Here is a 22,591-nt window from a genome sequence, read left to right on the forward strand (position 1 = left end):
GGAAGAAAGTTCTGGAACGCCGTTGCGGCCAGCCGATCGAGGCGCAGCCGGTCTTCGGCTAGATCAGCCATCCGACAGAGGCCATGGTGTGCGGACCCGACAGCCCCCCAGGAGATACGATGCCGGCATGACCGGTCCGTCAGGTGGGGGACGATGCGATCTGCCGCGAGGCTGTCACGCTGGCATTGTGGGAAACTGGCCCCGTCCGGTGGTCGTTTTTGCCGCCCCCGATGTTACGCCCCCTTTTCACCCGCTCATGGGCAAGGTTGCGTCGTGCGGTGCGACAGGCCCCCGCTCCCGGCACAGGCGCATCCCGTCAAAGCGGACAGGATGATCCCTCGTTGGCTACCTGCCGTGCCGGCCCTTTCACCGATGGGGACGCCATGGGCGTTTCATCCCGATGGACCATCCCCGCAGGCGCACGGGGCTGCCATCGAACTCCGTCCCGCCGGTTCTCCGGGTGGGGTCTTCCGAGTGACGGGTGAACGTGCTTCCCGCCATCATGTGCGCAGGAACTGGGGAGCCCGACGTCATTGCGGCTCAGGCATCTGGCAGCAGATGTCAGGCCGCTTTCATGAAACAGTCAAGGGAATGGCGCTCACGCGCCAGCCTCCCTGTGGAACCGCCAGACCGGGATGCACATCTGCTTTGCCTTGTCGGCCAGATTGTCCTGAATGCCCGAGCCCGGGAACACCATGACGCCGACGGGCAGGACTTTCAGCAGGGCATCGTTGCGCCGGAACGGGGCAGCCTTGCCGTGCCGGTTCCAGTCCGGCTTGAAGGCGATCTGCGCCACCTGCCGATGATCGGCCCAGCGGGAGGCGATGAATTCCGCCCCCTTGGGTGAGCCGCCATGCAGCAGCACCATGTCGGGATGCTTCTCGCGCACCTTGTCGAGACGGTTCCAGATCAGATGATGGTCCTCGTAATCAGGGCCGCCCGTGACCGCGACCTTTGGTCCGGGAGGCACGAGCAGTTCCGTTTCAGCTTTCCTGCGGGCGTTGAGGAAATCACGGCTGTCGATCATGGACGCCGTCAGGGTGCTGCGGCTGACCAGTGAGCCGGAGCGCGGCCGCCAGGGCGACATCGTCAGGCGTTCGAACTGATCGCAGGAGAGATCGCGGAATATCTCATACGCGTTGCGTCGCTCCAGCAGGGTCAGGCCCTCGGCAATGAGGCGCTCCAGTTCCACCGAGCGTATCTCGCTGCCATCCTGCTCCTGCTGGCTGCGTTTCTGCGCCTGCTCGTTACGGTCAAGATCACGCTCCACCTGCCCGAGCATGCGGTGAAAGACGTTGACCGTAGACCAGAGCAGCGGTTCGAGATCGGGTTCCAGCCGGGTGTCAGTCAGCGTGGCGGACAGGGCATCGAAGATGTCAGCGACCGCGCCTTCGATCTGGCTGGCGTCAGGCAGCGGTCTCGGGTCCGGCTGGTCCTCGAAGGGACGGTGGCCGTAAAGCTGGAGTTCGGCCAGCACGTGGGCGGTGGAAGAGGTGGCGTGTGCAGGTTCGAAATCGTCCTGTGTGCGGGTCATGGGTCTGTCCTCCGGTTCTGGCCGCGCCCCTCGCGGCCTTTCCGGGGGCGGATAGCGGCAGACGAAGGCCGGGCCGGAACCGCGCGCTCGCGCGCGGCTGGAACGCAGTGGAGGATGGCAGGGAGACGGCTATTTTGCTTCGCGATGCAAAGCGCGGACGCAATCCCGCGCGGCGGAAAATAGCCGGCTCCGCCATTGCAGGCCCGGCCTGGCTGACGCCCGCTCCCCTTCCAGAAAGGCCGCGGGCGCGCCCCATCCGGAAACAGGACAGCCCCGCACGGCAGGGAAAGAAGAAGACCCTTCCCCCCTTCCCGGCCCGCCTCAGTGCGTGACGGGTTGCAGGAACCGCGCCACGTCCTGCGGAGCAAGCTGGGGATGCAGGATCGCCCGCATTGCGCCACGCCCGAGATAGCGGAGATCATCGTTGAAGTCCGCCAGACGCGGTGACAGCACGAGGCACTCGATCCAGGCCTCCTGCGTCCGGGCCTGCAGGGCCGTCACCGCATGGTCCCCGGCCGGATCGTCATCGCGCAGCACATAGAGGCGGCGCAGCGTGGGCGGAAAGGCCATGGCGGCGAGATGTGCCGAGGACAGGCAGGCGGCCAGTGGCAGATCGGGCATGACCTCATGGAGCGACAGCACCGTTTCGATCCCCTCGCCCGCCGCCAAAACGTCAGATGTCGTGCCGAAGCGCACGGCATTACCGAGCAGGTCGCCCATGGCCCGACGGGGCATGGCAACAGGGGCCTTGCCCTTTCCGTCCCGCGCCAGCCAGGTGCGATGGACGCCTGTCACGCGGCCATCGAGGTCAGTGACGGCGGCGATCATGGCGGGCCAGGTCTCGGTTGGACTGTCCGCATCTGCGCGGTAGTAGCAGTCAGGATGGAAACGCAGCGATGGCAGGTCTGGCAGGCGGGTCAGGTCACGATGCCGCAGCCAGGTTTCCGCCAACGTGCCCGCAATCGGGCGGGACATGGCCCAGAGCCGACGTGCAGCATCCGCTGTGCCAGAGGACAGCGGGGCAATATCGCGACGATCAGGGGCCGATCGTGGTGCCGGCTGCGGTAGGCAAAGAAAGCGCCGGGCCTCGTCGGCGACATCACGAAAATCCAGCAGTCCGAGGCTTTCACGGATGATGTCGAACAGATCACCGTGCTGCCCCGTCGCGCCATCCGTCCATTTGCCCGCGCGGCTACGCCCGTCCGGTCCACCATGGAGGCGAACATAGAGCGACCGACCTGGCGTGTTGTGGACGTCGCCGACCAGCCAGTAATTGCCATGCCTTCGCCCGGCTGAAAGGTAATGCCGGCAGACCACCTCCGCGTTCTCCGCCAGACGACGCGCGAGATCGCCTGCATCATGCGAGGTCATCACCCTGCCCTCCTGTGTCGGGATCGCCTCCGTCGAGAGCGATCGCCAGCCAGCGATCGGTGGTCATCCATGAAATCGTCTTGCGCCTGCCAAGGTCAAGCAGATGTGCGCCACCGCTGAAGGCGCCGATCCTCGGACGTGAACAGCTATTGGCCCACTGGAATCCCCATCGGCCCCGTAATCGGAATACCCGCGCACAGCGTAGCACGAATTCCACCACCTGCTGCGGATCGCCGGTCGTCTCATCGTGCATCCAGAGTTTCGTGCCGCCATATTCGGGCACAATCGACAGAACAAAACCGTCAGAGGGCGGATCTTCCGCCGCCAGTTCGTCCATGAATGCATTGTAGAGGTCGAGCGCCCTGGCAGCGTTTTCCACCGTGCCCACATCGAGCACGCAGGAAAAATGCGTGAAGAAATCAGCCATCGGAAAAACTCCCGAAACGAAAAAGCCCGGCGCAGGGGCCGGGCTCGTAAAAACGTCTTTGCGGAAAGACAGAGAAGCGGCTTTCAGGAAGCACGCTCCATCAGCCTGCGGGCCTTCTCCTCCAGATCCAGCCGCGTGTCCTGATTGGCTTTCGTCCGCGCCAGCGCCGTAATCCCCTGCACGAAATCGAACACGCTCTCGGGCTTGCGCCCTTCCTCGTGCAGCACGGTTTCGATGATCTTCGTGGTTTCCGGTTTCGAGAACCCACGACGACGCAGGAAACTTTCACGATCCTCGTCATTCTTCGCCACCAGTGCGCGGCGTGACGTCTGGATGCCGGAGACGAACGAGGCCGGGCTGGCCGTGGCGAAGTTCCGCAGGGCTGGTGTCGCCTGATGCACGAAACGCGAGGCGGCAAACTTGCTATGCCGGATCGTGATCTGCTCGAAATTTTCCACGCCCCAGAGCATCCTATTTTGGCACACTCCGCGCAGGTAAAAGGAGGCGATACCGAGGCTCTTGCTGCCGACTTCTGAATTCCATGCGTAGAAGCCCCGGAAATAGAGGTCGGGGTCACCATTGGGCAGACGCCCGGCTTCGATCGGGTGCGTGTCGTCCACAAGGAACAGGAACACGTCCCTGTCTGACGCATAGAGCGTCGTGGTTTCCTTCGTGATGTCGACATAGGGATTGTGGGTCATGGTGGCCCAGTCGATGACACCCGGCACCTTCCAGTTGGTATCGCCTGTGCCGTCACCGGCAATTTTCCGCACCGCACCGACCAGTTCATGGTCCCAGATGCGGCCGTAATCGGGGCCGGTCACGGCGCGCAGTTCGACGCGGCCGTCCTCGGTTTCCAGCGTTTTGACCAGTTCTGCGCGGTGCGACAGCAGCCCGTGCTGCAGATTGATCGCTGCCAGTGGGGCCGGCAGGTTACGCAGGTACGACGATGGCGCGCCGACCAGGCTGCACATCTGGCCAAAGGACCAGTGGGTGGGCGCGATCGGCTGGTCTTGATGCGGTATGGTGAGCGTCAGGCGCTCGGCATTGTCGCGGGACGCCTCCACGCGGATAGCGCGGCTTTCCACCGTACGAGCGGTGGCCCGATCCGCCCGCGTCAGGGTCGCGGCATGCAGGTCGGACAGCGACAGGTAGCGCTCGTCATCGGGGCGCGAGAACCACTCGGACGAGACGCGGGCGCTGCGCTCCCCACGCGAAGGATCGATCCGGAAGCCGCCGGACGCGGCGCCACGGGACGCAGGGGGCAGGATGGTGGTCGTGGTCATGGAAAACTCTCCTCTGATGCCGGTTATTCGGCACCCAGGGCGAAGCCGACCTCTCCCTCTTTCCGGGGCGCCGGACATGAAAAAAGCGGCTTCCGGGCACCGGAAGCCGCTGTCTCACCATTCCAAAAATCCATTGCGCTATTCGGCAGCGATGGCCTCCATATTCTCACCTGCCGTCACTGTTTCAACCTGTGCCTGATCGGCCAGCCCTACGGTCCGCAACGCCTCGGGCAGCCAGCCCGCACCTTCCAGCAACCGCTCGGCCTCGCGCGCCATGTCGGGCTTCTTCAGGTGGGCAATGCGGCCAGCCGCCTCATCGCCGCGTGCTTCCCGCACCGCCTGCAGGATACGGGCCTTGGTCACCCGGCCGAGATAGTTCTCGACCGTGGGCTGCCAGCCCGCCTCGACCAGATCGAGGCTGAGGGCTGACGCCAGTCGATCGGCCCGCTTGAGGCGCTCGGTCACGCTGCGCTGGGACACCGCGCCGTAGGCGGGCATGCGCTCGTAGAGCGCATTGACCCCGAAGGACAGGCAATGGGCCAGCAGCGCCATGCGGCTGGTGTCGTCCAGCCCATCGATCCAGCGCCACAACGCATCCTCGTCCTCGGGCAGATCATGCTTCCAGCCCTCGTTGCGCTGGCGCAGCGCATGGGCCGGCAGGCTGCCCGGCATGTCGGGCGAATGGACCGGCAGGGAGATTTCGCGGACATAGGCTTCCAGGCAATCCGCGCCTGATGTCTGCCAGTAAACATCGCGCACCAGCGTGTGTAGCAGTTCCGTCAGGGCGGTGTGCGGGTTGCTGGCAAACGCATCCCGCAGGGCGAGCGTGCGCCAGGCCGTCAGTTCGGTGAGCAACCGGTCAGGCAGCGGCCTGATCCCGTCTTCTTCTTCGGGTTCGGGAGAGATGCTGTAGCCCTCACCGCCTCCATCGTCTCCATAACCCGCAAGACGATCATCCGGCCCGTCATATGCGGCGTGATCGTATTCACCGGTGCCGTCGACATCATCGGCCTGTTCCTGCTCCGCCGGCATGTCTTCCGGTAATACGAAGCCCCGTTCCACCTGCAATGTGCCATCACTGTCGAGGCTGACGAAGGCCCCGGCCCGTGCCATCTCAGCGGGATCGAATGCAAGGGGCCGATCCTCCAGGGCAAGAATGGCCTGTTCGATCTCGCCCAGCCGTGCATCAACCTCGTCAGGGTATTCATCGGCCTGGGCGTATTCCCCCTCAATGCTTTCCTGCTCGGCACGCAGGGCTTCAAGCTGGACCGTCTCCTTATCGGTCAGCGGCACTTCCGTGCCGTCGATCTCCGCGAACTGCCGGGTATGCCCCCATGGGAATGACAGCGCGGTTTCGACCCAATTCCAGCCCTCGGTACGGATATTTTCTGCGGCTGTATGCAGTTTTTCCATGACCAGCCGGTCCAGAATGGCCGGATTCTGCAGCCAGCCGCCATCATCAGCTTCGAACAGGTCGCGCATGATATGACCACCAGAAGCAAGGTATGTGTCCAGCCCGACGAAGCGGGCGCGGGCGTCCGAAGCCCGCACGGTCTTTTCTGTCAGCATGCGCCGGATGACGTAGGGTTCGCGGTTATGGCTCTGGGACACGATGTCCCAGACCTGTTCCTGACGGGCATGGTCATCGCTGATGGAAAAGGCCATCAACTGCTCCAGCTTTATGCCATCCTGCTCATAGATATCCAGCAGTTTGTCCGACACGGTCATCAGCCGCAGGCGCTGTCTGACCACGGCCGGTGCGACGAAGAACGCTGCGGCGATTTCCTCCTCGGACATGCCCTTCTCCAGCATGTCACGAAAGGCGCGGAACTGGTCCAGCGGATGCAGGGCCACGCGCTGGACGTTCTCGGCCAGGGAATCATCCTCGGCAAGGATGGCCGATCCGGCTTCGCGCACCACGCACGGCACCGGTGCCGTCTTCGCCAGTTTTTTCTGCTTCACCAGAAGTTCAAGGGCACGGAAGCGCCGACCACCAGCAGGCACTTCATAGGTACCGGTCTCAGCCCCGGTGTCGTCGAGAACAGGGCGGACGTTCAGACTCTGCAGCAGTCCGCGGCGCTCAATGTCGCGGGCCAGTTCCTCGATCGACAGGCCGGACTTTACCCGGCGCACGTTAGACTGGGACAGCACCAACCGATTGAACGGGATGTCGCGGGACGAACTCAACGTGAGTTTGGGAATAGCGGTCGCCATGGCGAAAACTCCATGACGGGCGGACAGGAGACACTCCCCTACCCTCTTAACCCGTCACGAAAATCCGCGCAGCCCTCTGACTCTGAAGGCCCCGGACACACCCAAAATCCGAAGCCTTTTCCCGGCAGGAAAAATGTCGGCAATGGGGGGGGTAAGCGGAAGGTCGGTTATCGGCAAGCGGTAACCGAAAGCAACCATTCGGTGCACTCATGTTCATGACTATTACCCGACCAGATCACGACGCTCCTGTGTGTTCACTCGGACGTCTATTATTGATGAAAGCGACTGTTGGTGGATTTTGGACTCAGTTTAGAACTGGACTCTGTCGCGAGAGAGTCATGAGCACTTTGAGAAACCGCAAGTTTCCGTTCTACGTTAGCCAACCGTCTCTCCTGCCCTTGGTGCGAACATTAAGGGAACACTGGGTCTTGTAAAGTGACTCTTTACAGTGTACGGATCAAACATAGCCGTGCGCAGGAGGCGAGCAAATGAGAGATGCAGTTCGCTTGAAAGATCACACTCATCCTGGCTGGTTTGTGAAAAGCAAAATCATCGAAAGTCATGGGCTTTCTGTGACGGAAGCCGCGCAGGCGCTTGGGGTTACTCGTCCAGCCTTGTCGGCACTACTAAATTGTCGAGCACATCTCTCTCCCGAGATGGCTTTGCGAATAGAGAAAGCTTTTGGCTTATCTTTAGACACGCTCATGCAAATGCAAAATAGCTTCGACATCGCACAGGTGCGAAAACGGGCAGCTGACATCAAGGTTGTTCGGTTTGCGCCGAAATCGGCGTCTGCGAACAAGGCAAGGAATTCGTGAGCTTAAAATCGTCAGTCAAAGTGAAAAAGGTCGCTCCAATTGAGATGGCAGTGACGCTTGACACAAAGCGCATCGAACTTTCGCGCGCCCGCATCATGGCGCGTGCTTGGTCGGAGACGATCACGGAAACGCGCCGTACCAGTCAGGCCGCGTTGTTTGCGCGTGCGGCCATGGAGACCTTCGCTGCCGACATTGTGCCGGGCTTCGCCCTGAGCGGACCGTTTGTCGCTATGCGGGGAAGGCTAGATGCCACCGCACGCCAACTGGCGCAGTCGATCGGACAGGAAGCGAAAGCGCTTCCCCTGCTGGAAGGCTGTCATTTCCTGACGAGCCTCTACACGGCGTTGCTCCCTCGTAGGGAGCGCAGCGCCCTCGGCGCCTTTTATACGCCGCCGGCTTTGACGCATCGGCTGCTCGATCTCGCCGGCGAGGGCGGTTTGGACTGGTCGAGCGCGCGTGTGCTCGATCCGGCGAGTGGCGGCGGCGCCTTTCTGCTTGAAGCGGCCACGCGCATGCGCCGTGCGCTTGACGGCAGCGAACCGGCTTTAATCCTCGCCCAGCTCGGCACCCGCCTCTCGGGCTTCGAGCTTGATCCGCATGCGGCGGGGCTATCGCAGGCCGCCCTGGAAGTCCTGCTGTCCGACTTGAGTGCGGCGAGCGGTCGCAAGGTGCCCGTGTTCGTGAAAGTCTGCGACACGCTTGAGGAAACGCCCGCGGCGCAGTTTGATCTCGTGGTCGGCAACCCGCCTTATGGCCGAGTAACGCTAACCGCTGCGCAACGCAGCCGTTATGCGCGCGGCCTTTACGGCCATGCCAACCTCTACGGCGTCTTCACCGACATCGCTCTGAGGTGGGCGCGGCCAGGAGGTATGATCGCCTACCTCACCCCAACGAGCGTGCTGGGTGGGCAGTATTACACCGCCTTGCGCCGACTTCTCGCGGCAGAAGCGCCGCCGGTTGCAATCGACTTCGTGCATGCTCGGCGCGGGGTTTTCGAGGATGTGCTGCAGGAAACTTTGCTCGCGCTCTACCGCAAGGGTGGGGAACGTCAGCGTTTCCAAGTCCATTACCTCAACGTTGATAACGAGCGCGAAGCACGCCTGACCAAAAACGGCAGGGTCAGCCTGCCTAACGATGCCGGTGCGCCTTGGCTTGCGCCGCGCGAACCCGCCCATGTGGGATTGATCAAGGCAGCAGAAGGCATGCCCGCACACCTCTCCGACTGGGGCTATGGCGTGTCAACCGGACCGCTCGTCTGGAACAGGTTCAAGTCGCAACTGCGTGGCCGTGCGGCGCGCGGCCTGCATCCGCTTATCTGGGCGGAAGCGGTAACGGCAGACGGCCGTTTCATTTTTCGCGCCGAGAAGAAGAACCATGCGCCTTACTTCAAGACGGAAGCTGGGGATGGCTGGCTGGTCGTCGATCAATCCTGCGTGCTTGTGCAACGCACGACGGCCAAGGAGCAGCTGCGACGCCTGATCGCGGCCGAGCTGCCGCAGTCGTTCATCGACGCGCACGACGGAGTTGTCATCGAGAACCACCTGAACATGGTGCGGGCGATCGGTAAGCCGAAAGTGACACCCGCAGCGGTCGCAGCCGTGTTAAATAGCGATGTGCTCGACCAGATATTCCGCTGCATCAGCGGAAGCGTCGCCGTTTCCGCGTTCGAGCTGGAATCCATCCCGCTGCCGCCCCTCTCCGCCATGGCACCGATCGAGCGCCTGATCGCGAAGGGCGCGACACGCGCGGCGATCGAAAAGGTCCTGTGCGGCCTCTATGGCCTCAAAGCATGACATTGCCTGCCCTGCTGTCCTGGAACGATATTCACGCCCGCCTTCCCGAGATATTCCCGGAAGGCTCCGCGAACCGCGAGCATTCGGTCTGGGAAATCGCCGCCAAGACCATCTTCGTCATGCTCTATGCCGGTGCGGTCGAAGGCGCAGAGCGATGGATCAGGCCCGATCAGGTCACGCGCATGACGGACGAGCAAGCCACGCAGGCGGGTGACGACGCGCGCGCTGCTTGGGCGAAAGCCTCGATCAAGCCGAGCAAGGCCGATGTGCCGGGCCGTTGGTATGCCGTGAACACGCGGGAATCCATCCGCGACGACACGATCCGCTACGCCCTGATCCAGAACGGCGCTGTCATCGAGCGCCCCGGCTTGGCCACCACCTCACCGGCGGGACGCTACGCCCTGCAGGGCGATTTCGCGGCGCTGCTGGCGCCCGATCTCGATGAGGCCACATTCATCGCAAAGGCCGCAGCCTGGCGAGAAAAGCATCTTAATCCCGGCGCCCTCGCCCGTATCGCAATCGTGCGCAGAGGTGCAGCTGGGGGCGGTGCCTACGAGCTAGTGACGTTCCCCAACGGGGAGACCCGGCGCATGGGGGCCGGGCCAAGCGCCGACATTTCAAAGGCGGTTATCGAGGTCTTTGCGCCGAAGTTCCTAGAAAATCCCGGCGTTATCACGTTGAGCGAAAGCGGCAACAAGGTCGTGGCGCGGGATGATGAACTGGCCAAGGCGATCGGGCTGACGATCCCGGCTGACAAGAGCCTTCCCGACATTGTGCTGGTCGATCTCGGCCCACAGCACCCACTGCTGATCTTCGTTGAGGTGGTGCACACGGACGGCCCTGTCAACGACGCCCGAAAAACCGCACTCCTGCAGATTGCCGAAGGTGCCGGGTTCGCGCCGCAGCACGTCGCCTTCGTAACGGCCTATCTTGATCGCGCCTCGCAGACTTTCCGCAAGACAGTCAGCGGCCTTGCTTGGGGCAGCTATGCCTGGTTTGCGTCAGAGCCGGATAACCTCATCATTTTCAGCGGGAAGCCGCATCAGATCGAAGGTGGCTGATGGCATGCCGCGCGCGGGGACCAAGCAGGCATTTATTTTTGAAATGCTCGCGCGCGACAGTGGGGCTGGGGCCACCATCTGCGACCTCGTGGAAGTGACTAGCTGGAAGCCCAACACGGTCCATGCTGCCCTCTCAAACCTTCGATTCAACGGGCGCAGAATCACGGTTGAGCAAGCCGGCGAGGAAAGGCGCTCGGATAACGACGGATTAGTTGCGTCGCGCGAAGGCGAGCACACGTTCGCTGAAATGCGTCAGCTCCTGATCGTTGATGGCTTCCGTTTCATAGGCAGCGTTGGTGTCGTGGTGAAAGCGGTTCGCGAAGGCGAGCAGCGCGCGCAATTCGTCAATATCGGGCTGGCTCAATATTTGGTTCTGCCGGCCGGCACGCTGCTGGCAAATGCCGAGGAAGGGCCCGAGCAGCATGCCCGGTGGAAATGCCGCCGGGTAGGCCACGCGCATAAAAGCTTCGAGGATGTGGCGCAGCGCAGCGGCGACACGGCGCTCGGCCGCCGGGTTCGCCGCTTGAAGATGCCCCTGCACGAGGGCGTGCCGTCGGTCGTGTTCGGTGATGCAGTCATGGTTTACGTCCCAGACCGCCAGCGTCGAGCCGACCCCGTCGCGCCGGATCAGGAGTGCCTGCCGCGCGGCAATATCAGCGCCTTCCCAAAGCTGGCAGAGGAAAGGCTTGGAATGCGAAAGCACGATGACTTGGCTGACGCGGGCCTGCATACGGCGCATCTCCTGCACCGTCGTCAGCGAGCGGTGCTCGTCAAGGCTGGTCATGGGGTCGTCGATGACGAGGATTTTGTGCGCCAGCTGCGGGTCTTGGTCGAGCGATGCAAAGAAGAAGGCGAGCGCAAGCGTGTTACGGTCGCCAGCGCTCAAGGTGTTGCGAAAAGCGGGGCCGGCGTTGGCAGTCAGCGCCACCGGAACATTGTTTATGACGACGTTATAGGTGCAGGATGAGCCACCACGCGTATTTTGCGGGCTAACCGATGCGAGCCGGAAACCCGCATTGAAGCGTTGAAGATAGGTATTGATCGCGGCCTCATAGGCTGGGAAAATATTCTCGCGATAGTTGTTAAGCGCGGTCCGCGCTTGGGTACGCAGGTCTTCCGTAGCCGTCTTGTCCGCCTTTTCGGCAAGATAAGCGGCACAGAGGCCGCTAACCGGACTGCTGTGGCGGGCGCGCACGGACTGCAACCGCGCAAGATCGGCCGCGCGCGCGGCAACGTCGGCATTCGCCGCCTGCTCCTTCACGACCGCGATCTGGGTGTTGCGAGCCTGCAGCGCTCCCGAAAGCGCGGCAACGTCAGCGCGGCGCTCGTCATAGTCGCGGATGAGAGCAAGCGTTTCGACGGGTAGCGTCATTGCTTCGAGTGGTGAGGCTGCCTTGGCCCGCAGCACGGTCAGGACAGCATCGCGCGCAGCCGACCAGGCCCGCAGGACCGCCGCCGTATCTAGCTCAACCTCGGGAACATCGGTAAAGGCGTTCCAGAAGGTCCGGCCTTGTACGGCGATGCGCACGGCACGCTCAAAAGCGGCCGGCACGTCGCCCCCATGGGTTATATGGATGCCTTGGCCGGCCTCGGTGATTGAGGATTTCAAGCCGTCATAGGCCTGACCGAAATAAGCTTGGTAGTGCGCGATGAGCGGCGATGCGTCCAAATTCTGCGCGCAGAAGGGGCAGACCTCGTGGTCCCGCCCTTCCGAAGCGCCTGCGATGCGGGTCATACCGTCACCGACCCATCCCTCGCCACCCTTGCCGAGGCGGCGTAGGTGAGCCCGCACCTGCGCCGCCGCATCCGCCTCAAGGTCTGGAAGGGTGCGGGCTAGAAGCGCTCCCATGGTGTCAACGTCGAAGGCGGGCAGTGTGAATGGCAGGAAAGGCGCCTGCTGGCGGATCGCATCGGCGGATCGCGCAGCCGCGAGGTTGCGCTCGGCCGTGGCGATCGAGGCCTCGATGTCGGGATCGGCGGGAAGGGCGCAGAAATTATCTACGTTCAGGCCGCCGCGTGCAGCTGCGGGGATGGCGTTGCCTTTCAACGTCAGGGCGCGGTTGTGCTCCTCGATACGCGCGACATGGACTTGGAGCGCCGCATTGAGCGCCACGCCCTGCGCGCCAAGGATCAACTCGTGAAGGTTCTGGCGATGCCCGGTACCGATCTCGACGCCCGAGCAAACATTCGCCGCAACAAAAGCATCGTCGAAGATCGCGATGCGCGGCATGGGAGCCGACCATGCTCCATGCTGAAACTGCGCGGTGACGCCGCCCGCGAAGCCCAGCACGACATGCGGAGGATTCGCTGCGCCGAGGCGATGGCGCTCCAGAACAAGATCCGCGTCGCCGGTGCCGAGCGAGCGCAGCACCGAAGAAAGGGTGGTTTTACCGCGTCCGTTTTCGCCATAGATGAGCGTAAGCGTTGAAAGCGGTATCTGTGCGCCGGCATTTACTGAATCATACTGACCAATATTGCGCAGTAACTGGAAGCGTTCGAGCAATGGATCCCCCGGACCGCAGATGGTTATGTGTCCCGTCGCGGTTGCCCGCATGGTGCGTAGGAACGGTGATAGCGGAAAACCGTCCCTTTGCCGCATGAAATGGTTCGGATAGCCAAAATCACACGGTTCTGGCTTTTGATCGGCTGCTTATGCTGACAACTGTCGATCATCAGATTTGTCCGAACGACACTTTGTCCCAAACTTGGTCTATTGACGTGAGCATAGCAATGTCAGCTTTCGGGGAACTGTCACAACCGTCAAGACGTCCGCCAAGAGGGCGAAAGCAGTAGTCCGCCTTGGCTTCTGACAATAAAATCAAACCAGCCCATAGCGTTCCAGAAGATCGTCAATCTCGGTTCCCTGTGTCAGGTGCCGGATCAGTCCGGATGCTGGCACCTTCTCTCCATCCCTCAGTTCCGCTGCCGCCTGTAACAGCATCCGGAGATCAAAAATGCCGCCCGACACTTCCGGCACGGCCCGCCTGACGCCGCATAGGGTGTAGACCGCCTCCATCGCCGTGCGGACGGAATATTCCGTGGTGAAGACCGTATCGCGTGACGTTTCGGTGAACTGCCCCAGAAAGGCGAGATTGACGCTCCCATCCGGCACTACCTTCGGCCTGTCCGCCGGTGCGCGCGGCATGAACTGCGCCGTGATGAACGGCATCATGCACGGACGCGTCGTCGCCCCTGTCGCTGCCATATCGTCGATCTGGTCCGTCGGCACGCCCATATGGAACAGCCACTCACGGGTGATTTCCTCCCCCGTGCAGTCCTGCATGGGCTTTTTCACGTAATCACCCAGCACGTCACTGAACAGACCATAGAGCCAGGCCACCATCTGGCCTTCGGGCTGCTCCTTAAAATGGGGCTGACGGCTGACCACCCAACTCATCAGCCAGGATGAATCCGCGATCGTGACCGGGCCACCCGTGATGATTTTCCCCGAAAACGGATCACGCCCCGTAATCCGCTTTACAAGCTCCGGAATCCGCGCATCCCGGGTTGTAACGGTTGCCGACAGCCAGCGGGATTTTGCTGTATCGCCACAGAAAACATCCGGGTTGCCGAATGCGGCATCCTGCGCTGCGATAGTGCGCCAGAGCTGCCAGATGCTCCCCTCTCCGATAGTCGTATCAATCGGCGCGGGTGTATGATGGTCGCCCCAGCGTGAATTCTCCACCATGGAACCGTTGGTCACGAACACCAGCTCCGCCGAACCCAGGTCAACACCAGCGGTCGCGCCATTGTCCAGCCAGTCGAGACGGGTCGCAACTTTCGTTCTGCCCGACACATCAACGGCAACATTCGTCACCGTCACACCATGACGGAACACGACGCCCTGATCGGCAAGCCATGTGGCCAGTGGTCTGCTCAGAGATTCCTGCTGGTTATATCTGGTGAATTTCAGCGTATGCAGATCCTTCAGTCCGAGGATCTGATGCACGAACCGTGCGAGATAGCGCTTCATCTCAATGGCGCTGTGCCAGGTCTCGAACGCGAACATCGACCGCCAGAACAGCCAGAAGTTCGACGCCATGAAATCGCCGGACAGCACATCCGCGATCGTCTTTCCCGCCAGTTCGTCCTCATCGGTCAGAATGAGGGTAATGATCTCGCGCCGCGCCTTTCCCGTGAGCGTCAGCCTGTCACGATCGGCGAGGGGCTGTCCCCGATTGCACATGGCGCGGACCGGACTTGTAGACGGATCGGCCTGATTGACCTGCCAGACTTCATCCAGCACTGATGCATCGGGAATTTCCAGAGACGGAATGGAACGATACAGATCCCACAGACACTGGAACTGCTCTTCCATCTCCCGACCGCCACGGATCAGCCAGCCGGTCTCCGCATTCCCCGCCCCATCCAGCGCACCACCATCGCTGTCCGATGCCTCAAGAATGGTGATGGCTGAAGGCGTCATGCCCGTATCTCGGATGAGGAACGCCGCCGCCGCCATGCCCGCCAGCCCGCCGCCCACGATCCACGCTGACCGTCCTTCCATACCCTGCGGGGCTGGAGGGTGAACGAAAGCCTCGTAATTGCTGTGAGCGTATCTCATGGCGCATGTCCTTTTCTGAAAAGGGCCGATGGCGGGAAATCCTGCCAGCCATCCAACATCTGATAAGCCGATCTGTCGTTGCGATGTATCAAACACCCCGAACAGGACAGGATGATCCCCTTTCTCAGTCAGCCAGAGCCGGCGCCTGCACCCGATACAGAACTCCATCGGGCAGCGGACGCTGAAGCGCCAGAGCCTCTGCTACCGGTGCCGTCATCCAGCGCTCCAGCTCGTCCGGTTGCGTCAGGATCACAGGCATGGCTTTCGGATGGATCGCACCCACCTCCAGATTGGCGTCCGTGGTCAGAAAACCGAACAGATCATCCGTCGTCTCTCCGTCCGCCAGCTTGCGCACGGACGTCCATCGACACCAAATCCCGGCAAAGAAGGCCAGCGGCTCTCTATCATTCCGCGCAAACCACACCAGTCGTGATGTCCCGTCGGGCAGACGCTCCGGCTCGGAGAACGCCGTCAATGGCACCAGACAACGATGTTGCACGCCCTCCCAGCGTTTCCACCATGTCGAGGACGGATTGCGGATGTTGGTTACACCCCGGTCGACCCTGTGTCCCTTCAGGTAACCGGGCGGTGTCGGCATGCCCCAGCGTGCCATGACCAGTTCACGACCGTTTCCGCCGTTCCGCACGATCGGGGCCATTGTATTCGGGTATATCTCCGGCAGAGGCTGGAGATTGCCCGTCAGATCATCGAGAACCATTGCAATCTCTCGGATCGCTTTCTGGTTCGACGTCATGGCGTAGAGATTGCACATCAGGGATGCTTCTCCCCGTAAGCCGGAACCGAGGCCGGTTCCTGTGCCGACACAGACTCATGCGACAGCGCGCCCGGCAGGGAAAGGCAGGCCAGAAGCCCCGCCAGCGCCAGAAGAAACAGAGCAGACCACCAGCCATACAGAAAGGCGCCGACCACGCCGCCCAGCGTGAAGGACAGCACGATGGCGGCATGCAGCCCCAGACGCTCGCGCGTACCGGTCCGCCGGGCCGGGTCAACCGGATGAAAAAAGCTCTCCAGCCAGTCCGCCAGTTCCAGCCCCACATCGGTAAGCATTCCCGTCATATGGGTGGTGCGGACACGCGCCCCGGAAATGCGTGTGACCGTGGCGTTCTGGAGCCCCATGAGGAAACTCAGCCCAAAGGCCAGCACCGGATCCCGTGGCTGGGCCGAAAACAGAAGATCCACAGCCCCCAGAAGCCCGAGCAGGCAGGCTTCCAACAGGATGCTCCGTGCGTAGATCGACGACAGATGACGGCGACGACCTGCATTGACCAGCAGCGCGGACAGCACGGCTCCTGCGACAAAGGCCAGTATCAGGCCGCAACAGGACAGGACCAGCTCCAGATGGCCTTCATGCAGGCTGCTCGCCAGCGCGGAGACATTGCCAGTCATGTTGGCCGAATAATAGCCCACGGCCAGAAAACCAGCGGCGTTCACAGCACCGGCGATAGCCGCCAGCGAGCAGCCCAGACGCCTGTCGATGCTGGCGTTGCGCTCCGCTCCCTCGTGAACAAGCACCTGTGCCTCCCGTCGTGACTGACCGCATGAGGGAGACTCCGTGTTTGTCGGTTTCCCCCCTGAACAGCGATTTTTTTACGGGTGGGATGGTAACAGCCTGCCCTCTTCCGACAAAGCGTCCTGTTTTCAATTTCTTAGGACGATATCTTCCCGGATTATGAATTGCCACAAACTTGAAGCGGTAAGCTCCCCAGACAGATGAATCTTGACTCCCCACGCATTAAAGAACAAATCAGGAACATATAATCAGGAAACCCACCAGGACAAATGGATACTAAGTCGTGACATGACTGCCAAACCCCAGAAAAAACCCGGTCTGGAGACGCTGCGGGCCGCGATCAGCCGTCTGGAAGGACACAGCGACCGGCGCCGCAAGGTGCTGCCCTTTGGCGTGCGCGAGATCGATGCGCGCCTGCCCGGCGGCGGTCTGGCGCTGGGCGCTCTGCATGAGGTGGCGGGCGGCGGCAACGATGCCCTTCACAGTGCGGCGGCCGGACAGTTCTGCGCCGGGATTGTCGCGCGCACGCGTGGCAAGGTGCTGTGGATCGTCACCCGCCAGGATGTGTTCGCCCCTTCCCTAAAACAGGTGGGTCTTTCTGCCCAGCGGACGATTTATGTCGAGGCCAGTTCGGACGTCGATGTGCTGGCCTGTTTCGAGGAAGGACTGCGGCATGGCGGCCTCGGGGCCGTAGTCGCCGAGGTCGCCCGATTATCAATGACCGCCTCACGCCGCCTGCAACTGGCGGCCGAGACATCCGGCTCTCTTGGCATCGCCATCCGACGCTGGCGGCGGCAGACGGATGCGGCAGATTTCGGCCAGCCGACTGCCAGTGTGACCCGCTGGCGGGTCTCCGTCCTGCCATCCGTGTCGTTGCCGGCTCCCGGTGTCGGAAGACCACGCTGGCTGCTGGAACTGATCCGCGCCCGGGCGGGCGAATGTGCCGATTTTGAAGTGGAGGCCTGTGATGCCAAAGGGAGGCTCGCCCCATGCAGCCCGATCGCGGATCGTCTCTCTTTACCTGCCGCTCTGGCCGACGGATCGGATCAGGAAGCGGCTGGGCAAAGACGCGCCCGCGTCTGAGGCGCCACTGGCGCTGGCCGGGCGTGAAGGACGACGACGGGTTGTCCTGTCGGTCGATCTCGCCGCCCGGAAGCTGGGCCTTCGCCCCGGCATACCGGTGGCCAAGGCCCAGGCGCTGTATCCCGATCTGGTACTGATGGACGCTGATCCTGACGGTGACCGGCTAGGTCTGGAAAAGCTGGCGCTATGGTTCCAGCACCGTATCGCGCCCATCGTGGCCGTCGATGCGCCGGACGGGCTGGTTCTGGACACGACGGGGACGGATCATCTGCATGGCGGTGAACTTCCCATGCTCAAGGACATGGTTCATCGCATGGCGGGCGCCGGTTTCCGGGCAAAAGCTGTGGTGGCGGACACGTGGGGCGCCGCACACGCCATAGCCCGCTATGGTCGGGCACCGATTGTCGTTGTGCTCTCAGGTGGGACAGCCTCTGCTCTGGCCGATCTTCCTCTTGAGGCGCTGCGTCTGCCCTCCACCATTATCGAGGGGCTGGCCACGTTGGGGGTATCCCGCATCGGACCCCTGGCCGCGATGCCCCGTGCGCCTTTGGCGCTGCGTTTCGGACCGGATGTGGCCCGCAGGCTGGATCAGGCGTTCGGGCGTATCGGGGAAGCCATCGTGCCAGTCCGCCCTGTCGATCCGGTGGAGGTCAGCCGGAATTTTGCAGAACCCATCGGAGCCGCCGAGACCATCGCGCGCTATATCGGCAGGCTGGTGCCGCTGCTCTGCCAGGGACTGGACGAGCGCGGACAGGGCGTGCGTCGTCTCGATCTGCTGCTGCATCGCGTGGATAGCCGCACCGAGGCGATCCGTGTGGCGACCGCAACGCCTGTGCGGGACATAAAACGCCTGACCCGGCTGCTGTGCGACAAGATCGAGACCATCGATCCGGGGTTCGGCATCGAGCGCATGGTGCTGATCGCCTCACTGGCCGAACCGATGGACCGGCGGCAGACCGTGTCCTCCCTGATCGCGGAAGAAGAGGCCGATGTGTCCGACCTGATCGACACGTTGGCCAACCGTGTCGGCACACAGGCCCTGTATCGCTTTGCGCCGGTGGAAAGCGATCTGCCTGAACGCTCCTTCTGCCGCGTGCCTGCCCTGGCTCCAGAAGAGACAAAGGACTGGCCGGAGCACTGGCCACGTCCGACACGTCTGCTCGCACGACCTGAACCGGTGCAGGCGATGGCGGAGCTGCCGGACCAGCCACCGTTGTTTTTCATCTGGCGGGGCGTGCGGCGGAAGGTGAAATGCGCTGATGGGCCAGAGCGGGTCTTTGGCGAATGGTGGAAGAATGACGCGGAACTGACCATTGCCCGCGATTATTTTCGGGTGGAAGACACCAGCGGCGAGCGCTTCTGGCTTTACCGTGCTGGTGACGGTGAGCACGGCGAGACCGGCCCGCAGGGTTGGTTTTTGCACGGGATTTTCGGATGAGCACCTCGGCACCGCGTTATGCCGAATTGCAGGTGACGACCTATTTCTCGTTCCTGCGCGGAGCGTCTTCCCCCACTGAACTGTTCGAACAGGCCAGGGCGCTTGGGATCGAGGCGCTCGGCATCTGTGACCGCAATTCTCTGGCCGGGATGGTGCAGGCCCATGTCGCGGCAAAAGAGGTCGGGATCCGACTGGTAGTGGGCTGTCGCCTCGACCTTGCCAATTTCCCGCCCGTGCTGGTCTATCCGACCGACCGGACCGCCTATGGCCGTCTCTGCCGTCTGCTCACCATAGGCAAGGCTCGGGCCGGCAAAGGGAAATGCCATCTGCTCTGGGAGGATCTGGTCGCGTGGGGCGCGGGCCTGATCGTCGTCATGATCCCGGACATGGCGGATGACGCCTGCGCCCTGCACCTGCGCAAGCTGAAGGACGCCTTTGCTGCCCGCGCCTACATGGCGCTCACCCTGCTCCGGCGTCCCAATGATCAGATGCGGCTCTATGAATTGGCGAACCTGGCGCATCAGGTACGGGTGCCAACCGTTGTGACCAATGACGCGTTGTTCCACACCCATGACCGGCGCATCCTGCAGGATGTCGTGACCTGCATCCGGCACAACACCACGATCGATGAGGCCGGTTTTGTCCGCGAACGTCATGCCGACCGCTATCTCAAGCCACCGCAGGAGATGGCCCGGTTGTTTGGTCGTTATCCTGAAGCGGTAGCCCGGACCATGGACATTGTGGAGCGCTGTCGTTTCTCGCTCGACGATCTGGCCTATCAGTATCCCGATGAAGTCTCCGTGCCCGGCCAGACACCCCAGCAGGCGCTGGAGGCGCTGACCTGGGAGGGCGCCCGTTCCGTCTATCCGGATGGCGTACCGGATGACGTGGCACAAACGCTCCGCCATGAACTCGGCCTGATCGGGCGCATGCAATATGCGCCGTACTTCCTGACCGTGAACAGCATTGTCCGCTATGCACGCTCCCAGGGCATTCTCTGTCAGGGGCGTGGGTCGGCTGCCAATAGTGCGGTCTGCTACGTGCTCGGCATCACTGCCATCGACCCGGCCCGCAACTCGCTGCTGTTCGAGCGCTTCGTCTCCGAGGAGCGGGGCGAGCCACCGGATATCGACGTGGATTTCGAGCATGCGCGACGTGAGCAGGTTATCCAGTGGGTCTATGAGCATTACGGCCGTGACCGGGCGGCGCTGACGGCCGTCGTCATCCGCTACCGTGCCAAGGGAGCGTTGCGGGACGTCGGCAAGGTCATGGGCCTCCCCGAAGACCTGATCCGAACGCTCTCGGGCCAGATCCATGGCTGGGGCCGGAAACTGGACGATGACGCCCTGAATGATACCGGCATTGATCTGTCCGACCGGCGCATCCGCCTTACGCTGGATCTCGCCCGCTGCCTGATTGGCGTACCCCGCCACCTGTCACAACATCCCGGCGGTTTTGTGCTGACCCATGACCGGCTGGATGAACTGGTGCCGATCGAGCCAGCATCCATGGAGCAGCGTCAGATCATCGAATGGGACAAGGACGATATCGACGTCCTGAAATTCATGAAGGTCGATATCCTCGCTCTCGGCATGCTGACCTGCATGAAAAAGGGGCTGGACCTGCTGGCGAAACACAAGGGCCAGCATTTCACCCTCCAGACCCTCCCGGCCGAGGATCCGCGCACCTACGCCATGATCCGCAAGGCTGACACGATCGGCGTCTTCCAGATCGAGAGCCGGGCGCAGATGTCCATGCTGCCACGGCTCAAACCGCGCGTGTTCTACGATCTCGTCATTGAAGTGGCGATCGTGCGTCCCGGCCCCATTCAAGGGGATATGGTGCATCCCTATCTCCGAAGGCGCGAAGGGATCGAACCGGAAAACTATCCGACACCTGAACTGGAAAAGGTTCTGAAAAAGACGCTCGGAATCCCGTTGTTTCAGGAACAGGCGATGCAGGTCGCCATGATCTGTGCGGGGTTTACGGCTGCCGAGGCCGATCAGTTGCGTCGGGCCATGGCGACGTTCAAAAATACCGGCACGGTCTCGCAGTTTCAGACGCGTCTCATCGAAGGCATGCGTGCCAACGGTTATGATGAAGAATTCGCCGAACGGATCTACCAGCAACTGGAGGGTTTCGGGTCTTACGGATTTCCCGAAAGCCATGCCGCCAGTTTCGCCATTCTGGCCTACTCATCGTCGTGGATGAAATGCACGCATCCGGACGTGTTTCTGACATCACTCCTGAATTCCCAGCCAATGGGGTTCTATGCGCCAGCACAACTGGTCCGTGATGCGCGGGAACACGGCGTGGAGGTCCGGCCTGTCTGTGTGAATGCCTCACGCTGGGACAGCACGCTGGAAGGACCAGAAAGGCCTGACGGGATGTTCGCCGTGCGGCTGGGCATGAGTCTGGTGAAAGGACTGGCCAACGACGATGCGGCCCGGATTGTTGCCGCACGAGCCTCTCGCCCGTTTACCTCGGTCGATGACCTGTGGCGTCGGGCTGGCGTGAAAGCGGCAGCCCTGACCCATCTGGCCGAAGCCGACGCGTTCCGGCCCTCGCTCGGACTGGCACGCCGGGAGGCGCTATGGGCGATCAAGGCACTACGGGACGAACCGCTGCCGCTGTTCGCGGCAGCGCAGGTGACACGGGAAGCGGAAGAACCGGATGTGCTGCTGCAGCCCATGCGCGATGGGGCCGAGGTGGTGCGAGACTATAACCGGCTTGGCCTGACCCTGCGGGGTCATCCGCTGACCTTCCTACGCAAGGATCTTCAGGCCAGGGACATCACGTCCTGTCGGCAGGCGCTGGCGGCAAAGGATGGGAAGCGTCTCACCGTGGCGGGGCTGGTGCTGGTCCGGCAGCGACCGGGCTCCGCTGAAGGCGTGGTCTTCATGACGCTGGAAGATGAGACGGCCAACATGAACGTCATCATCTGGCCGGATATGTTCGATGTGAACCGGCGTGTGGTGCTTGGTGGGCAGATGCTGGCCGTGACAGGCATGCTCCAGAAGGAAGGCGACGTCGTGCATCTGCTAGCAAAAGAGATCACCGACCTTTCCGGGCTGCTCGCGGACGTCGGTAATCGCTCCTCTGCTGAGAGCACCCATGACAGCGATTCCGCCGGTGAGCGTATCGTCGTCAGATCGCGCAATTTCCACTGATCAATAAGGGCGCCGATAAATCTCACGAAATCGTGACATCGCCTGTTTTAGGCGCAACCTACGCTGGAGTTTCACTCCCATTTGCATCCTATACGCATCCTGCGCGTATGTCCCAAACGCAGAAAGCCGCCCATTGGGGCGGCTTAACATACTGATTATATTGGGTAAATTTTGGTTGCGGGGATAGGATTTGAACCTATGACCTTCAGGTTATGAGCCTGACGAGCTACCGGGCTGCTCCACCCCGCGGTGGTGTATGTGATGTTGGTGTGTGGGAGTTTTTGTGAGTGGGCTAGGGGAC

Annotated in this window: 17 protein-coding genes, 1 tRNA gene and 1 pseudogene; 8 read left to right on the plus strand and 11 right to left on the minus strand. The window is 62.2% G+C overall.

Annotated elements, in window-relative coordinates; all coding sequences use genetic code 11:
* On the plus strand, positions 1-334 hold a 334-nt coding region (locus tag JN414_RS17030), incomplete at its 5' end, for a hypothetical protein (RefSeq protein WP_237390116.1).
* A gap of 32 nt (positions 335-366) precedes the next feature.
* On the opposite strand, the gene JN414_RS15445 is transcribed toward JN414_RS17030, so the two are convergent.
* The 6 genes from JN414_RS15445 to JN414_RS15470 form a co-directional block, all read right to left on the minus strand.
* Positions 367-534 (minus strand): hypothetical protein, encoded by a 168-nt coding sequence (locus JN414_RS15445; protein ID WP_202208695.1) that lies wholly within the window; start codon positions 532-534, stop codon positions 367-369.
* A 64-nt stretch (positions 535-598) separates the two neighbouring features.
* Positions 599-1,534: a DUF2493 domain-containing protein gene (locus JN414_RS15450; protein ID WP_202205774.1), complete on the minus strand. Its 936-nt coding sequence runs from the start codon at positions 1,532-1,534 to the stop codon at positions 599-601.
* A 321-nt stretch (positions 1,535-1,855) separates the two neighbouring features.
* Positions 1,856-2,905: a toprim domain-containing protein gene (locus JN414_RS15455; protein ID WP_202205775.1), complete on the minus strand. Its 1,050-nt coding sequence runs from the start codon at positions 2,903-2,905 to the stop codon at positions 1,856-1,858.
* Positions 2,892-3,332: a hypothetical protein gene (locus JN414_RS15460; RefSeq protein WP_202205776.1), complete on the minus strand. Its 441-nt coding sequence runs from the start codon at positions 3,330-3,332 to the stop codon at positions 2,892-2,894. Before JN414_RS15460 ends, JN414_RS15455 begins: the two co-directional genes overlap by 14 nt.
* A gap of 83 nt (positions 3,333-3,415) precedes the next feature.
* The gene (locus JN414_RS15465) at positions 3,416-4,618 is read right to left on the minus strand and encodes a DUF932 domain-containing protein (protein WP_202205777.1); all 1,203 of its coding nucleotides are present in this window, start codon (positions 4,616-4,618) and stop codon (positions 3,416-3,418) included.
* Positions 4,619-4,756: 138 nt separating this feature from the next.
* Positions 4,757-6,832: a ParB/RepB/Spo0J family partition protein gene (locus JN414_RS15470; RefSeq protein ID WP_202205778.1), complete on the minus strand. Its 2,076-nt coding sequence runs from the start codon at positions 6,830-6,832 to the stop codon at positions 4,757-4,759.
* A 488-nt stretch (positions 6,833-7,320) separates the two neighbouring features.
* Here JN414_RS15470 and JN414_RS15475 point away from each other — a divergent pair, with 488 nt between their 5' ends.
* The 4 genes and pseudogenes from JN414_RS15475 to JN414_RS17295 form a co-directional block, all read left to right on the plus strand.
* Entirely contained in the window at positions 7,321-7,650 is a 330-nt protein-coding gene (locus JN414_RS15475; protein ID WP_202205779.1) for a HigA family addiction module antitoxin, read from the plus strand.
* Positions 7,647-9,443 carry a class I SAM-dependent DNA methyltransferase gene (locus JN414_RS15480; RefSeq protein ID WP_202205780.1) on the plus strand — a complete coding sequence of 599 codons (1,797 nt, stop codon included), beginning with the start codon at positions 7,647-7,649 and terminating at the stop codon, positions 9,441-9,443. Before JN414_RS15475 ends, JN414_RS15480 begins: the two co-directional genes overlap by 4 nt.
* A complete protein-coding gene (locus JN414_RS15485; RefSeq protein ID WP_237390117.1) occupies positions 9,416-10,504 on the plus strand; it encodes a BsuBI/PstI family type II restriction endonuclease in 1,089 nt (362 codons plus the stop codon). Before JN414_RS15480 ends, JN414_RS15485 begins: the two co-directional genes overlap by 28 nt.
* A gap of 43 nt (positions 10,505-10,547) precedes the next feature.
* Positions 10,548-10,616 (plus strand): annotated as a pseudogene (locus tag JN414_RS17295) (hypothetical protein); the annotation flags it as partial.
* A 96-nt stretch (positions 10,617-10,712) separates the two neighbouring features.
* On the opposite strand, the gene JN414_RS15495 reads toward JN414_RS17295, so the two are convergent.
* The 4 genes from JN414_RS15495 to JN414_RS15510 form a co-directional block, all read right to left on the minus strand.
* Entirely contained in the window at positions 10,713-13,007 is a 2,295-nt protein-coding gene (locus tag JN414_RS15495; protein WP_202205782.1) for an AAA family ATPase, read from the minus strand.
* Between the two features lie 315 nt (positions 13,008-13,322).
* On the minus strand, positions 13,323-15,068 hold the full coding sequence (locus tag JN414_RS15500) for an oleate hydratase (protein ID WP_202205783.1): 1,746 nt from the start codon (positions 15,066-15,068) through the stop codon (positions 13,323-13,325).
* Positions 15,069-15,192: 124 nt separating this feature from the next.
* Positions 15,193-15,840 carry an SOS response-associated peptidase gene (locus JN414_RS15505; protein WP_202205784.1) on the minus strand — a complete coding sequence of 216 codons (648 nt, stop codon included), beginning with the start codon at positions 15,838-15,840 and terminating at the stop codon, positions 15,193-15,195.
* Complete coding sequence (locus tag JN414_RS15510) at positions 15,840-16,601, minus strand: YoaK family protein (RefSeq protein ID WP_202205785.1); 762 nt, start codon at positions 16,599-16,601, stop codon at positions 15,840-15,842. The genes JN414_RS15505 and JN414_RS15510 overlap by 1 nt, the downstream gene beginning before the upstream one ends.
* 286 nt (positions 16,602-16,887) lie before the next feature.
* On the opposite strand from JN414_RS15510, the gene JN414_RS15515 reads away from it, so the two are divergent.
* Genes JN414_RS15515 through JN414_RS15525 form a run of 3 tightly spaced genes read left to right on the plus strand, consistent with a single transcriptional unit; the run spans position 16,888 to position 22,290 of the window.
* A complete protein-coding gene (locus JN414_RS15515) occupies positions 16,888-17,682 on the plus strand; it encodes an ImuA family protein (RefSeq protein WP_202205786.1) in 795 nt (264 codons plus the stop codon).
* Entirely contained in the window at positions 17,567-19,120 is a 1,554-nt protein-coding gene (locus JN414_RS15520) for a DNA polymerase Y family protein (protein ID WP_237388891.1), read from the plus strand. Before JN414_RS15515 ends, JN414_RS15520 begins: the two co-directional genes overlap by 116 nt.
* On the plus strand, positions 19,117-22,290 hold the full coding sequence (locus tag JN414_RS15525) for an error-prone DNA polymerase (RefSeq protein WP_202208696.1): 3,174 nt from the start codon (positions 19,117-19,119) through the stop codon (positions 22,288-22,290). The genes JN414_RS15520 and JN414_RS15525 overlap by 4 nt, the downstream gene beginning before the upstream one ends.
* A 172-nt stretch (positions 22,291-22,462) precedes the next feature.
* On the opposite strand, the gene JN414_RS15530 is transcribed toward JN414_RS15525, so the two are convergent.
* A tRNA-Met gene (locus JN414_RS15530) sits at positions 22,463-22,539 on the minus strand.
* Positions 22,540-22,591: the final 52 nt, after the last annotated feature.

This window comes from Gluconobacter sp. Gdi (assembly GCF_014132155.1).
GTDB lineage: Bacteria > Pseudomonadota > Alphaproteobacteria > Acetobacterales > Acetobacteraceae > Gluconobacter.